Origin of the sequence: Aminobacter carboxidus, from assembly GCF_014863355.1 — a bacterium.
Taxonomy (GTDB): domain Bacteria; phylum Pseudomonadota; class Alphaproteobacteria; order Rhizobiales; family Rhizobiaceae; genus Aminobacter; species Aminobacter carboxidus.
Genome location: NZ_JACZEP010000006.1, coordinates 281,651 through 294,815, shown reverse-complemented (window position 1 = coordinate 294,815; position 13,165 = coordinate 281,651). Strand labels below are relative to the sequence as shown.

13 protein-coding genes are annotated in these 13,165 nt (G+C 64.0%); 6 read left to right on the top strand and 7 right to left on the bottom strand.

The features are described 5' to 3' along the window. Window positions 1–67: 67 nt before the first annotated feature. A complete protein-coding gene (locus IHE39_RS19990) occupies window positions 68–2,218 on the bottom strand; it encodes a TonB-dependent receptor domain-containing protein (RefSeq protein ID WP_192567713.1) in 2,151 nt (716 codons plus the stop codon). A 469-nt stretch (window positions 2,219–2,687) separates the two neighbouring features. Between IHE39_RS19990 and IHE39_RS19985 the strand changes: the two genes are divergently transcribed. Beyond that, window positions 2,688–3,533, top strand: a complete 846-nt coding sequence (locus IHE39_RS19985) for an aldo/keto reductase (RefSeq protein WP_192567712.1) — start codon at window positions 2,688–2,690, stop codon at window positions 3,531–3,533. A gap of 11 nt (window positions 3,534–3,544) precedes the next feature. Here the strand turns inward: IHE39_RS19985 and IHE39_RS19980 are convergent, their stop codons facing one another. Next, a complete protein-coding gene (locus IHE39_RS19980; RefSeq protein ID WP_192567711.1) occupies window positions 3,545–3,844 on the bottom strand; it encodes a hypothetical protein in 300 nt (99 codons plus the stop codon). Between the two features lie 70 nt (window positions 3,845–3,914). Next, window positions 3,915–6,380 (bottom strand): EAL domain-containing protein, encoded by a 2,466-nt coding sequence (locus IHE39_RS19975; RefSeq protein WP_192567710.1) that lies wholly within the window; start codon window positions 6,378–6,380, stop codon window positions 3,915–3,917. Between the two features lie 218 nt (window positions 6,381–6,598). On the opposite strand from IHE39_RS19975, the gene IHE39_RS19970 reads away from it, so the two are divergent. Together IHE39_RS19970 and IHE39_RS19965 are read left to right on the top strand one after the other, a co-directional pair. Next, entirely contained in the window at window positions 6,599–6,826 is a 228-nt protein-coding gene (locus IHE39_RS19970; protein WP_192567709.1) for a helix-turn-helix domain-containing protein, read from the top strand. Beyond that, the gene (locus tag IHE39_RS19965; RefSeq protein ID WP_192567708.1) at window positions 6,826–7,329 is read left to right on the top strand and encodes a Clp protease N-terminal domain-containing protein; all 504 of its coding nucleotides are present in this window, start codon (window positions 6,826–6,828) and stop codon (window positions 7,327–7,329) included. Before IHE39_RS19970 ends, IHE39_RS19965 begins: the two co-directional genes overlap by 1 nt. Window positions 7,330–7,399: 70 nt before the next feature. Here the strand turns inward: IHE39_RS19965 and IHE39_RS19960 are convergent, their stop codons facing one another. Next, a complete protein-coding gene (locus IHE39_RS19960) occupies window positions 7,400–7,702 on the bottom strand; it encodes a DUF6958 family protein (RefSeq protein ID WP_184770206.1) in 303 nt (100 codons plus the stop codon). Further along, complete coding sequence (locus tag IHE39_RS19955; protein ID WP_246485570.1) at window positions 7,686–8,246, bottom strand: GFA family protein; 561 nt, start codon at window positions 8,244–8,246, stop codon at window positions 7,686–7,688. The genes IHE39_RS19960 and IHE39_RS19955 overlap by 17 nt, the downstream gene beginning before the upstream one ends. A 109-nt stretch (window positions 8,247–8,355) precedes the next feature. Here IHE39_RS19955 and IHE39_RS19950 point away from each other — a divergent pair, with 109 nt between their 5' ends. Beyond that, window positions 8,356–8,997, top strand: a complete 642-nt coding sequence (locus tag IHE39_RS19950; protein WP_192567707.1) for a TetR/AcrR family transcriptional regulator — start codon at window positions 8,356–8,358, stop codon at window positions 8,995–8,997. A 40-nt stretch (window positions 8,998–9,037) separates the two neighbouring features. Here IHE39_RS19950 and IHE39_RS19945 read toward each other — a convergent pair whose 3' ends face one another. Then, the gene (locus tag IHE39_RS19945; RefSeq protein WP_192567706.1) at window positions 9,038–10,096 is read right to left on the bottom strand and encodes an alpha/beta hydrolase family protein; all 1,059 of its coding nucleotides are present in this window, start codon (window positions 10,094–10,096) and stop codon (window positions 9,038–9,040) included. A 150-nt stretch (window positions 10,097–10,246) separates the two neighbouring features. Between IHE39_RS19945 and IHE39_RS19940 the strand changes: the two genes are divergently transcribed. After that, a complete protein-coding gene (locus tag IHE39_RS19940) occupies window positions 10,247–11,269 on the top strand; it encodes a helix-turn-helix domain-containing protein (protein ID WP_343070115.1) in 1,023 nt (340 codons plus the stop codon). A gap of 17 nt (window positions 11,270–11,286) precedes the next feature. Here the strand turns inward: IHE39_RS19940 and IHE39_RS19935 are convergent, their stop codons facing one another. After that, complete coding sequence (locus IHE39_RS19935; protein ID WP_192567767.1) at window positions 11,287–12,147, bottom strand: LysR substrate-binding domain-containing protein; 861 nt, start codon at window positions 12,145–12,147, stop codon at window positions 11,287–11,289. A gap of 97 nt (window positions 12,148–12,244) precedes the next feature. On the opposite strand from IHE39_RS19935, the gene IHE39_RS19930 reads away from it, so the two are divergent. Continuing rightward, window positions 12,245–13,132: a PhzF family phenazine biosynthesis protein gene (locus IHE39_RS19930; protein WP_192567704.1), complete on the top strand. Its 888-nt coding sequence runs from the start codon at window positions 12,245–12,247 to the stop codon at window positions 13,130–13,132. The last annotated feature ends 33 nt before the right edge of the window (window positions 13,133–13,165 follow it).

Below are 13,165 nucleotides of genomic sequence, written 5' to 3'. Positions count from 1 at the left end.
GCGACCCGCGCGGCGCCTCTGAGGAGCAGGGTTCCCACCTTGCCCCTCGCCGACAGGTGCGCCGCCGTCAGAACTGGGTTGTCAGCCCCATCGTGATGGCGCGCCCGCGCCCGGTCTTCTCACCCATCTCGCCCGACACAGCCGGGCTGTAGGCCACGTTGGTCAGGTTCTCGATGTTCATGAACGCCGTGGCGTTCCTGTTGAACTTGTACGAGGCGTAGGCGTTGAACAGCGTATAGGCCTCCTTGGTTGCGGTATCGCCGAAACCGACCGCGTAGCGGCTGCCGCCGACGTGGTTCATGGTCGCCCCGACAGTCAGCGCTTCCTCGAACGCGCGGATACCCACATCGACAGTGACCTTGCTTTCCGGCAGGAAGGACGAATCGCCATTGCCGATGCCGGCACCCCAGCCGACCGGCTGGTTGTTGCTCGCCTGCGTGTAGGAGAGATTGACGTAGGCAACGCCCGCATCATAGCCGCCCTCGACCTCGAAGCCGCGGGAGTGCGTGGTGCCGGGTACATTGACCCAGATCGCCCGCTCGTAGGGATCGCCCGGAATGCGGATCAGGTTGTTGACGATGTAGTTGTCGATGGCGTTGTTGAAGTAGTTCACCTTCAGGCGCAGCTCGTCGCCGCCAAGCAGCACGTCGTTTCTGAGGATGTTGGTGCCAATTTCCCAACCCTTTGATGTTTCGGGGTTGAGGAAGAAGTTGGAATACTGGCCGCCGCCGACGCCCGATCCGATCGGAACCAGCGCCCAGAGCGCCTCGCGCGCCGAAGGCGGCCTGAACGTATGGGCGTAGGTCACGTAAGGCTGCAGCCAGTCCAGTGGCTTTGCCGAGAGCGTGATCTTGGGGTTGAGCGCGGACTCGTGCCTGGAGACATCGACATTGCCGCCGGTCGGCGGGCAGAAGCCGACATTCGGCTTGCACGGGCTCTGCCGCCCGCTCAGGTCCCAATAGTCGTAGTTGAGACCGGTGCTCAGTTCGAACATGCCCTGCGACAGGGTGAGGTCGCTGAAGGCGCGCGCCTTCTGCATGTGCCCGGGCGGATTGGCGCCGCGGAACAGGTTCACCTTGTAGTCGTTGGAAGAATAGGCCGCGCCATAGTCCCAGCGCGCGCTGAGTTCGTCGGTGATGTCGAAGCGGCTGGTGTTGGCGATGTCGAAGCCGTAGCCGAAGTCGCGCGTGTTGCGTTTGCGGTACGATCCACCCGACGTCGGGTCGTAGGACATGTCGGTTCGATTGTAGTAGCCGTTGATCCTGAGGTCGATCCAGTCGCCGCCCGGCTGGTATTTGTAGTTGGCCGTGTAGGTCGCGTTGTCGACGCCCCAATTATAGCCTGAAACCAGGAAGTCGTTCGTGTACCAGCGCGCGCCCAGCTTCAGGTCGTGCACGTCGTCTGGTTGGAGGTGCAGTTTCACCAGGCCCGACCCGGGCTTGTTGCTGGCGTCAGGCTTGTTGTAGGTACCGTCGCCGCGCTGGTAATTGCTATGCTCGCCGTAGCTGAACGCACCGACGATCGACGCCTGTCCGCCTCCGGACAGATCGGTACGCGCCCCTGCCGCGACCATTCCCGAAGCGCCGTAGCCATTGCTGCTCGCCTTGACGGTCGTCTTGACGCCCCGGTCCTGGCCCTCGAGCACGACGTCCTCGAAGTCGATGGTGCGGAAATTGACGGCACCTGCCAGCGAACCCATGCCATAGGCGCCGTTGACCGCTCCGCGTTCAGCGCCGATGCCGGCAAGAAGGTTGGTGTCGATGTAGAGCAACTCGCCGCCCGTGGAGGCGTGGCCCGCCGTGTTCCTGAATGTCTGCGGCACGCCGTCGATCATGGTGTTCACGCGGCCGTCGGCTTCGAAGCCCCGGATGTTCACCGACACGCCGGGCTGGCTGGAGGAAATACGCGTGAACGTTCCCGGCATGCCGCGAACGATGGCATTGGCGTCGCCGCCATACCTTTCCTGGACGATCTTGCCGTCGACAACGCTCACGCCGCCGGGCGTCTGATAGGGCGCCTTCGTGTCGCTGCCGGCGCTGACGGTGATGGGCGGCAGCACCAATGGGCTCGTTGCCGGGGCCTTCCGATCTGACTTGGCCGGCTTGGCAGGCTGCTCCGCACTGTTGGACGATTGGGCGTTCGCCACGCCAAGCGTGATGGTGCTGCAGACGGCCGCAAGCGCGAATGTGCTGCAACGGATGATGTGATGATTGTTCACTGTGTTCCTCGGAATTTTAGGAATCAGTGGCTCGCTATGGAAAAAGAGCTGCTAGCTTCTGATGTGCGTCTTCACTGGGGAAGACCAGGCGCCTGATTGATGATGAGCCCGGGTTCTCGACGCGCCATTCAAAACACTGGCAATGAGAACCGAAGCGCAGGCGGTCGGACTCTCGTTCAGGCATCCGAGAGAAGATCGATATATCAGTATGTTGCTTGACCACCCCACAGGCCGGTCGACGGCCATGGAATTGAGCTACATTAACTTGATATTTGGAGTCAAGTTTTAAGCGAAGCGATTTTTACGCGACCCACAAGGGCTTTCGGACGGTGATATCCGGTGCTTTCCAGCCCGTCTGGAACACCTGCCGAAGACGGCCGTATCGGCCCTTCTGTCCACCCGCAGTGTCGATGCAGTAGCCAACTTGCCCCGGTGCGGTAAGCTGGCGCAAACCGCCTAGGAGACCGCCATGCCTTCACCGTCCGTAACCACGATGCTGCCTTCGGGCGAAGCCGTGCCAATCCTCGGCCAGGGCACCTGGATGATGGGCGAGGACCGCAGCCGCGCCACCGACGAGGTCGCAGCACTTCGCCTCGGCCTCGATCTCGGCGTCACGCTGATCGACACCGCCGAAATGTATGCCAATGGCGGTTCGGAGAAAATTGTCGCCGAGGCGATCGCCGGGCGCCGCGACGAGGTCTTTTTGGTCTCCAAGGTGCTGCCGTCCAACGCTTCGCGCAACGGCGTAATCCGTGCCTGCGAGGCGAGCCTCAAGCGCCTGCATACCGACCGCATCGACCTCTATCTGCTGCATTGGCGTGGCGGCGTGCCATTGTCGGAAACCATCGCCGTATTCGAGGAGCTGCGCCAGTCGGGCAAGATCCGCCATTGGGGCGTCAGCAATTTCGATGCCGACGACATGGAGGAGATGGGTCGGCTGCGCGCGGGCAAGGGCGCCCAGACCAACCAGGTTCTCTACAACCTGACGCGACGCGGCATCGAATTCGACCTTCTGCCGTGGTGCCGGGAAGCCGGCGTGCCTGTCATGGCCTATTCGCCGGTAGAGCAGGGCGCGCTGGCCGACAACAAGGGCCTCGCAGCCATCGCTGCCCGTCACGATGCAACGGCCGCTCAAATAGCGCTTGCCTGGGTCATGGCGCAGCGTGGCGTCATCGCCATCCCTAAGGCGACGCGCCTCGATCATGTCAGGCAGAACGCCGCCGCGCGCGATATCCGTCTCGCCCCGCAGGATCTCGCCGAGCTTGACCGCATGTTCCCGCCGCCGGCCGGCAAGCGTCCGCTGGAAATGATCTGAGCTTTGCTGGGTCAGCCGACCTTGACGGTGCAGTTGGCGCCGCCCTTGCCGGTATAGGTAACGCTGGGCGAACCGTCAGGGTTGATGCTCAGCGAGATCGTCACTCCAGCGCCCTTGATCTCGAAGTAGTTGTCATTGAACTTCTTGAGCTCGCCTTCCTTGCCGTTGACGTAGACCGGTCCGCCTTCGTCGGCATGGACCTCGATCTCGCCGGGGCAGGTGGCATTGAGCAATGGAACGGACGCATGCGCCTGCGTCGCAAGTCCAAGGGCAGCCGCAAGAACGGTGGTGCCGGCGAAAGTCCTGATCATTTCAGTTCCCCATGTCGGAAACGACGAGGCCGGCACTGTCGCGCCGCTTTTCGATTTTCGCCAGGAAACCTCAGCTTGCGAGCGCCGCGTCAGACGCTTCGGTCCTCGCCTCGAAGCTGCGGCTCTTGATCCCGACATAACGCTCGCCGAACGGTCGCGGCTTGGCGATGCAGTAGCCTTGCGCATAGTCGACGCCGATGTCGCGCAGCACTCGGGCGATGTCGTTGTTCTCGACGAATTCGGCGATCGTGCGTTTGCCGGTCACCTCGCCGATATGCTGGATCATCTCGACCATGGCGCGGTCGATGCGGTCGACCAGCATGTCCTTAACGAAGCCACCGTCGATCTTGAGATAGTCGACGGGCAGGGCCTTGAGATAGCTGAACGACGACATGCCCGAGCCGAAGTCGTCGAGCGAGAAGCGGCAGCCATGCGCCTGCAAAGTGCCAATGAAATGTGCGGCGCGGTCGAGGTCGGCAATCGCGCTGGTCTCGGTGATCTCGAAGCAGATCGTGGCGGGCGAAACGCCACTGCGGGCGAACTGCTCCAGCACGAAGTCGGCGAAGCTGTCGTCGCCGAAGCTTGCGCCGGACAGGTTGATGGCGCAGGTGCTTATCGGCGTCGCATCAGTGGTTTGCCGAGCAAGGATGTCGAAAGCCGAGCGCACCATCCAGCGGTCGATCAAGGGCATCAGCCCGTAGCGTTCGGCTGCCGGAATGAACACGCCGGGCGCGATCAGCTTGCCCTCGGCATCGGCCAGCCGGATCAGCAGTTCGACATGCGCACCCGCCGCGTCATCGCCATGCAGCGGCACGATCTCCTGGGCGAAGATGCGGAAGCGGTTCTGCTCAAGTGCCTCGCGCAGGCGCTGCACCCAGGCCATCTCGCCGAGGCGCTGCTCCACTTCCATGTCGCCGATCTGCTGGATCTGGATGCGGTTGCGGCCACGCTCCTTGGCCATGTAGCAGGCGACATCGACGCTGCGCAGGATCTCTTCCAGCGTCATGCTGGCATCCGGCATGCCGACGACGCCGATGCTGACGCTGATCTTGAAGGCCCGTCCTGCCCACACGAAGTTCAGCTCGTCGACCGCCATGCGCAGCCGCTCCGCGGTGCTTGCGGCGAGCTCTTCGGGGCAGTTCTCCATCAGGATGCCGAACTCGTCGCCGCCGAGGCGCGCCAGCAGGTCGCTGGAGCGCAACTGGTTGCGCAGTGCGGCCGACACCTTGCGCAAAAGCTCGTCGCCGGCGGCATGGCCGCAAGTGTCGTTGACGATCTTGAACTGGTCGAGGTCGAGATACATCAGGGCATGCACCGCCGGGCGCTTGGCCAAAGCGGCAAGCGATGCATTCAGCCGCGCTTCGAATTCGCGCCGGTTGGCCAGCGACGTCAGCGTGTCATGGGTCGCCTGCCACGACAGCTGCGCCAGGAACTCCTGCTCCTTGGTGCGGTCGTGGAACACCAGCACCGCGCCCGCCACCTTTTCGTCGACATAGAGCGGGGCTGCCACCAGCGACACCGCGACGCTCGAAAGGTCGGGCCGCATCAGCTGCTGCGGCACGCCGCTGCCGCCGATCGCCTCGCCTGAAAGTACGCGCGCGATGAAGCCGTTGTCTTCGTGGTCGTTGTCTTCGTCGTCGCTGACCAGCCTGAACAGCTGGTCGAGCGGCTTGCCCTTGGCGCTGGCGCCATGCCAGTCCAGCATGATCTCCGCCGCCTCGTTCATGTAGTCGAGCCGCCCGTCGGCGTCAGTCGCAACGACGGCCTGGCCGATCGAGGCCAGCGTGATCTGGGCACGCTCCCGCTCGGCATTCAGCGCGTTTTCAAAAGCCCGCCGCTGTTCCAGCAGATTGCCGGTGCGCCGCATCGCCAGCAGGATCAGCAGCCCGGCTGTGATCACATTGACGCAGAGCAGCAGTGCCGTGATGTCGCGCGATCCGCGTCCGAGCGAAACCGAGAAGGCCTCGGCCAGCGGCGCCGTCTCTTCGTGCAGGCGGTGGATGCTGCGCTTCCATGCCGCAAGCTCGTGCTGCGTCGCATGGTTGGTCGAAATATCGGCATGCATGGCTTCGCCGAGTGCCGCGATTTCCAGTATCTTCGGATCGGCGTCGACCCAGCGGTCGACAGCGTTGGACAGGTAAGGCACGTGGCGGAAGTTGTCGAACAGCCAGATCAGGCCGGGATTGTCGCTCGGATGGTTGCCGCCGCGGCTGAAGCCGTCGAAGGCGGCGTCATAGTCGAGCACAGGCTTTTCCATCGCCAGCCGCGCGTCGCGGTCGGCCAGCGGCACCGCAATCGACTGCCGGAACCGTTCGTAATACTGCGCCTCGCCGGTGTTGGCGTAGAGCGTCAGGTAATAGATCGCGTCCTTGTGGCCCTTCGACCAGGCGCTTTCGCCGGCGGCATAGGCGCGTACGGCCGAAAGCGTATAGAGGCTGGCACCGGCAATGACGGTCTGGATCAGGACAACGGCGATGAAGGGCCACAGCAGTCCGAAGAGCTGAAGCCGTGATCTGATGTTGCGTTGCCTCGTCACATGTTCGGCGAAATGAACTCGCCCCCCAGCTTGTTCTCCTTCGCGTTTCGGCGCGAATATTTGCAATACCTATATGAGCAAGCTTTAAGATTCCCTTCTCGGCAAGGTTGAAAGCACACTTCAGTATATTGACGTAGCGTAAGGCGATCGGCTGTCGCCGCGCGCGTTTTCTGTCAACATTGGTTGACGGATGTATGGCCGTCAACTAATGTTGACGCATGGTTGACCTGAACGCTCTGCACTTGCCCGACGATCCCGACGAAGCCCTGGCCGCGGTGGTTGCATTGCGGCGGCTGGCCGACACGCTCGAGCGGCGCGCCGTCAGGTCGGCGCTCGGACAGGGGTGGTCGTGGGCGCGGATCGCCCAGGCTCTCGGCGTCAGCAAGCAGGCGGCGCACAAGCGCCTGTCCGACATCGCAGAAAAATCGGCCCAGGAGATTTCCTAATGTTCAGTCGCATCAAGGCGCGCTTCAATGACATGAGTACGATCAAGACCCTGTGCGAGGCGGCGGAGGCCTATGCGCTGCAGGACCAGCAGCGCGAGCCCGGCGCCGAACACTTCCTGCTTGCGGCACTCGACCTGCCCGACGGCACCGCGCGCCTTACCTTCGAGCGGATCAGGGTGGATCCCGAGGCGCTGGAGCCCGCCATCGCTCGTCAGTATGGCAACGCGCTCGCCGCCATCGGCCTCGATGTCGGCGCTGCCGCATCGGCTGGGCACGCGCCGCTGGCCGCGAGGCCAGTGCCGTTCAATGCCTCAGCCTCAGGGCAGGAAATCATGCAGCAACTGGCAGCGGAGCGGAAAGCCCATGGTCCGCTGCTCGGCGCGCATGTCGTTGCCACGATCGCCTCGATGCAGCATGGCGTCGCCGCCCGCGCGCTGCGGGCGATGGGCGTCGATGCCGGCATGTTGAAGGCCGCAGCCGAAGAGATTGCCAAGGGCTCATGAGCGGAACATTGGCCGGCCACCGGCTCTGTTCGCGGCCCGGCCTGCACGCAGGTCCGGGCTGCATTTTTGGTCACTGCGCCTTGTAGAGCCTGAGCGGCTTGGTCGCCTCGCGCTGGATGACGCCTTGTGCCTCGAGGTCGAGCTGGGCTGCCTTCAGCCACCAGCCGGCCTTCTCGCCGCCGGGAAACAGCTCCTCCGACAGGATCGGCAGCAGTGCCGCCTTGGCTTCCGCCACCGTCAGGCCCGGGCTCGCGGCCGGCAGAACCTGAAGCAGCGCGTCGCGCATTGCGCTGTATTTGGCCTTGTCGACGCGCACGACATGGTTGGGCGAAACGATGTTGCGGATCTCGATCTTCTCAGCTGCCTTGGACATCGAGCTCTCCATTTACGTATTCCACCTTGGGCGCGCGGAAACCCATCGCCACCCAGGCCGTCAGCAGTCGCCACATGAATCGGCCGGAATGCTTGGCGTAGCTCGGCAAGCCATCCGAGAACTCGACGCCGGGCCTGCGGTCGGCGGTCATCGTGCGCATCTCGACCGGCGGCCGTTCGTCAGGGTGGATGCGCTCGCGATAGACCGACAGCCAGTGGCCGCCCTTGAACTCGAGAAAAACAGGCGAATTGCAGCATGTGGCCACCACGCGCCGGGTCGGCGCCGTCGGGCTCAGCCGATGTTCGCGCAACAGCTCGGCACCGTGTACGCAGCGGATACGGTCCTTGCGGTAGAGCGCGTAAGCCGTGCCGCCATCGCTCTCCAGCACCGGTTCGCCGCCGGGCAGCGCCTCGAAAATCTTGCCTGCCTTCTGGCAGCTCGAGCAGTAGCAGGCCGCACCGACGATCGGCGCGCCACTCGCCTCGAACGCCACCTGTCCGCACCGACAGGCGACCCGCCGCATGTCCTTCCCGATACCAGCCATGTCCTCACCTCGTCTTCGGTCATAAAACTAGACTGGACCGTCCAGTTTGATTTGTCAACGGGTTCGGTCTATGCTCCGGTTACGACTGCTGACACAGGGAAGAGCATCCATGACCGTTGCGAAGACTCGCCAGGAACGGACGCGTGACGCCATCCTCGATGCCGCCGCCGCACTGTTTCTCCGCAACGGCTTCCTTGGCGCCAGCATGGACGAGATCGCAGCGGTAGCCGACGTCTCCAAGCAGACGGTCTATGCCCATTTCCACAGCAAGGAGGCGCTGTTTCTCGACGTCGTCAGGGGCCTGACCGGTGTTGCCGGCGACGTCCACCAGGAGCAGGTCACCGAGCCGCTGGACGATCGCCCCATTGCCGACTACCTCCAGGAATTCGCCGAACTCCAGCTGACCATCGTCATGACGCCGAAGCTGATGCAGCTGCGGCGGCTGGTCATCGGCGAGGTCGAGCGCTTTCCCGAGCTTGGCAAGGCGCTGCATGCGCTTGGTCCGCAGCGCTCGATCAACCGTCTCTCCAGGGCATTTGCTCATTACCGCAAGCTCGGCCAGCTCGAAGCCGACGACCTGGAGGCCGCCGCATCGTTCTTCAACTGGCTGGTCATGGGCGGCCCGGTCAATGACGCCATGCTGCTGGGCGATGCCGCCATCATGCCTGCCGAGGCCTGCCGGGGGCAGGCTGCGGAAAGTGTCCGCATCTTCCTTGCTGCTTTCGGGCCGCGCGCGAAGCATCAAGCATAGGCCCCCCGGCGCCGGCCGGGTGGCCTATGCCAATGCAAGGTCACTGCCCAGGAGCCTTGAGGTCGCGCACCAAAGCGTCCTTCACCAGTCCGATCATTTCGGCATGCAGTTCGCCGCGCGGCCGGGTGCCTTCGTCGGTGCAGATCGGATCGATCTCTCCCACCGACTTCAGGAACTCGGCGCCGCCTTCCTTGCACTCCGGCAGAAAACTGAAATGGGTGGCGCCGGCAACCGATGTGTAGCTGCCCTTCGGCGTCAGCTTGGCCAGCCGGTCGGCGATCACCGCCAGCGGAATGGTCTCGGCGGTGCCGAGATTGATGAAGTGCATCGGGATTGCGATCTCCTTCAGGCTCTGGTCGTCATAGGCCTGGGCAAGCCCCGGATCGGCCAGCACGGCCGTCTTGATGCGGCGGTCGAGGTTCGACTGTTCGAAACGCGCCCGATCGATGCTGCGCAGGTCGACCTTGTCGACCTTCACCGGCTCGTCGTTGACGTAGCCCGTGCCGCCGGCATACCAGGCGCAGTCCCACTTGCGGTAGCTGTCGCAATAGCTGGCGTAGGCTTCGAGATTGGCGCGCGCGCCTGAAATCTCCATGGCCGCAGCGCCACCCAGCGAAAAGCCGACCACCCCGATCTTGTCGGCGTCGATGATGTTGCTCCAGGCCGAATCCCCAGTCATGGCGTCGATGACCGCCGACAGGTCGGCCGTGCGCTGCCACAGCTTCGGCGTGTCGGCAGGCGTCGAATCGCCGCTGGTCGTGCCTGGATGGTTGGGGCCGGCGACGACGAAGCCTGCCTTGGCAAGCTCGGTGGCGAGCCAGCTCATTGCCTGTACGCGGCCGCCCGAGCCGTGGGACAACAGGATCAGCGGAAAGCGCCCCGGCACCGGCGGCGCTTCAGTGACAGCTGAGGCGCCCTTGAAAATCCTGTTGTCGCCGATGGCGGTCGGTTTGCCGCCGGCGACGGCCGGATACCAGACGGTGACGTTTAGGTCGCGGCCGGGCTGGGCAACCGATACCTCTTTGACGCCTGCTTCAGACGCGAAGCAGGCGGACACGAAGCCGATGAGGGCGGGAATGGTGGTGAGTAGCTGGAGCATGGGACCTCGCTGTGTTTTTCGAAAACGACGAGCCAGAAATGGCGAAATCGGACATCATTAGCGTCCTCGATCGCGATTCAGGTCGTGCTCGATCGCGATGCAGGCCATGATCGGCCTTCATGTCCTCCGGTGGGATTCGCCTTGATCTTCGTGCCTCTGTCCTTCGTCGCCGCCCTGCTTTTGGTTATCCTGCTCGTCGCGGCACTGCGCGCCCGGGAAACCACCGGCGGCAACACGGCATTCCTCTTTCTCGTCGCTCTCTGCGCCTTGCAGTCGGTCGTCGTCGGCCTGCGCTGGGGCTATCATGTCGAGGCGGCGCGCTACATCCAGCCGATCCTGGCAAGCTGCCTGCCGCCGCTGGTGCTCTTCAGCTTCCGCACTTTGCTCCAGCGCGACGATCTGGAAGATGGTCTCATGCGCTGGCTTCACGCCTTGCCGCCGGTGGTCATGGCAGCCATCGTGCTGTTCGTGCCCGCCCTCATCGACGTCGCGCTGATCGTGCTCTTCGTCGGCTATGCAATCGCCGTGCTGAACCTCGGACGCAGCGGCCCGGATGCATTGGTCGAGGCGCGCCTCGACAGCGCGGTCGCCGCCCACCGCGCTCTGGTCATTGCCGCAGTCGCACTGTGCCTGTCGGCGCTGTTCGACCTCGGCGTGCTGCTCGCCTTCGAATGGTCGAAGGGCGAGGACGCCGCCATCATCGCCAGCAATGCCAATCTGCTCGGTTTGTTCTTCATCGGCCTGACGGCCTTCGTCGCCTCGCGCGCCCAACCCTCGGCCGCCGGCCAGGCAAGCCCACCCGAGCCGTCGCCGTCGGAGCAGGATCGCGAAATCCTCGACAAGGTCCAGCGCATGCTGGTCGACCAGAAACTCTATCGCGACGACAATTTGACCCTGTCGCGGCTGGCCCGGCGTGCGGGCGTGCCGGCGCGGCAGATCTCGGGCGCCGTCAACCGTCTCGCCGGCAGGAACGTCTCGCAATACATCAACGACATCAGGATATCGGAGGCCTGCCGCCTGCTCAGGGACACCGACATGTCGGTCACCGCGGCCATGCTCGACTCTGGCTTCCAGACCAAGTCCAATTTCAACAGGGAGTTCCGGCGCGTCACCTCGCTCAGCCCGGCCTCCTGGCGCGAGCAGAGCCGGCCAGCTGCGGCTCTCGACGCCTGAACGGCCGCTACTGCCTGTCAGTCGTGCGCCGGGCGAACCTGTTCGCATAGCCAGTCATAGAAGCCGCGCGGCGCCGGGCGCTGGTCACCTTCGCGGATCAGCGCGAAATACCAGTCTGGTCCTTTCAGCACCGTGTCCAGCGGCGCCACCAGCAATCCCGCGTCGAGCAGCGGTCGGAACAGCGTTGGCGACAGCAATGCGACGCCAAGGCCTGCCACCGCGGCGTTGGCGATCAGCTCGAAGATCGAGTAGTCGACGCCGGCGAAGCGCAGGCTGGCCGGCATGGGTCGCTCGGCCCTGGCGAACCACTTGCTCCAGTCGGGGTGCGGCAAGAGATCAAAGCCCGCGAGGTCCTCCGGCTCGACGAGCGTTCGCGCGCCAAGCAGCGTCGGTGCCAGCATGGGTGTCACGTCGACCGGTGTCAGGGGGTACTCGTCGAGACCATCCCATCCGCCGCGCCCCGTCCGGATAGCGACGTCGAAGGCCGTCGGGTTGCGTATATCAGAGGAAATGTCGAGCTCGATGGCAGCACCACCGGCGGCGTTATAGCCGGACAGTCGCGGCGCCAGCCAGCGCGATGCGAATGTCGGCGGTGCTGTCACACGCAACGGTTCGGCGGCAGCCTGGAACGCGTCAAGCGCATCGTTGATGCCATCAAGCGCGTGCCGAACCCGGCTCGCCAGTGTCACAGCGGCTGGCGTGGGCACGACCCTGCGGCCAACCCGGTCGAACAATGGCCGGCCAAGTTCAGCTTCGAGCGTTCGAATGCGCAGGCTCACCGCTGCAGGGGTGAGGGCCAGGCGATCCGCCGCGTTGGCGAAGCTGCCGACGCTGACGCACATCTCGAGCATGCGGAGGGATTCAAGCGAGGGACGAATGGTTAGTTTCCCTTGTCATATGAGCAAGCAATGCGCGTTTTGCGACTGACGAGCTCCGGTGCAAAGTCGTTCCCATCACAAGGATAGGAGCTAAGCCATGTTGTCGCAATCGAGCAGTGCAGCCTTGGTCGCCGGACTCATCGATGTGTTTGCTGACACATCATTGAGCGGCAACCCGTTGGCGGTGGTTGAAGGCGCGGATGCACTTTCCGATGCCCAGATGCGCCGCATCGCCAGCGAATTTAATCAGGCTGAAACGACCTTTGTCATGCGCAGCGATCGTGCCGATCTGAAGCTGCGCTCCTTCACCGCGGCCGGGGCGGAAGTGGGTGGTGCCGGCCACAATGCACTCGGAGCGTGGCTTTGGCTGGCTGAGGACGGCAAGCTCGGACCTATCGACGAACCCAGGCTGTTCCGGCAGGAAATTGGCGACGAGATTTTGCCGATCGAGCTCCGTCAGGTCGACGGGCGGATTTTTGGACGCATGAAGCAGTCCGCACTCAAGCTGCGCCCGGCACTGACCGATGCAGCGCCTTTGACGGCGGCGCTTGGCCTTGCCCCCGAGGATGTTCTTGCCGAGCCGGCTCCGCGCGTCGCCGACACCGGCGTGGCGCACCTGCTCGTACGGCTTCGCGATGCCGCCACAGTCGATCGTGCCGAACCTTCCGCCAAAGCGCTTCTCAAGGTCCTGGGCGCAGCTGGTGCGGAGGGGTGCTACGTCTATGCCATCGACAGCGCTGCGCCTGGTCACGCCTATGCGCGGTTCTTCAACCCCACGGTGGGGTTGTGGGAAGATGCCGCAACCGGCACGGCCGCCGGCCCGCTTGCGGCTTATCTTGCCAGCGAGGGCATGATCTCCGGCGCCATCGAGATCGAACAGGGCACCAAGATGGGGCGCAGGAGCATTCTCCGCGTCAGCCTCGCTCCCGAGCCTGAGATTTCAGGCGCCGGTATCATCGTCATGCGCGGCACGCTCACTCTCTAAGACAACAGCCGTCGGCGAACTGCATCATCAAAC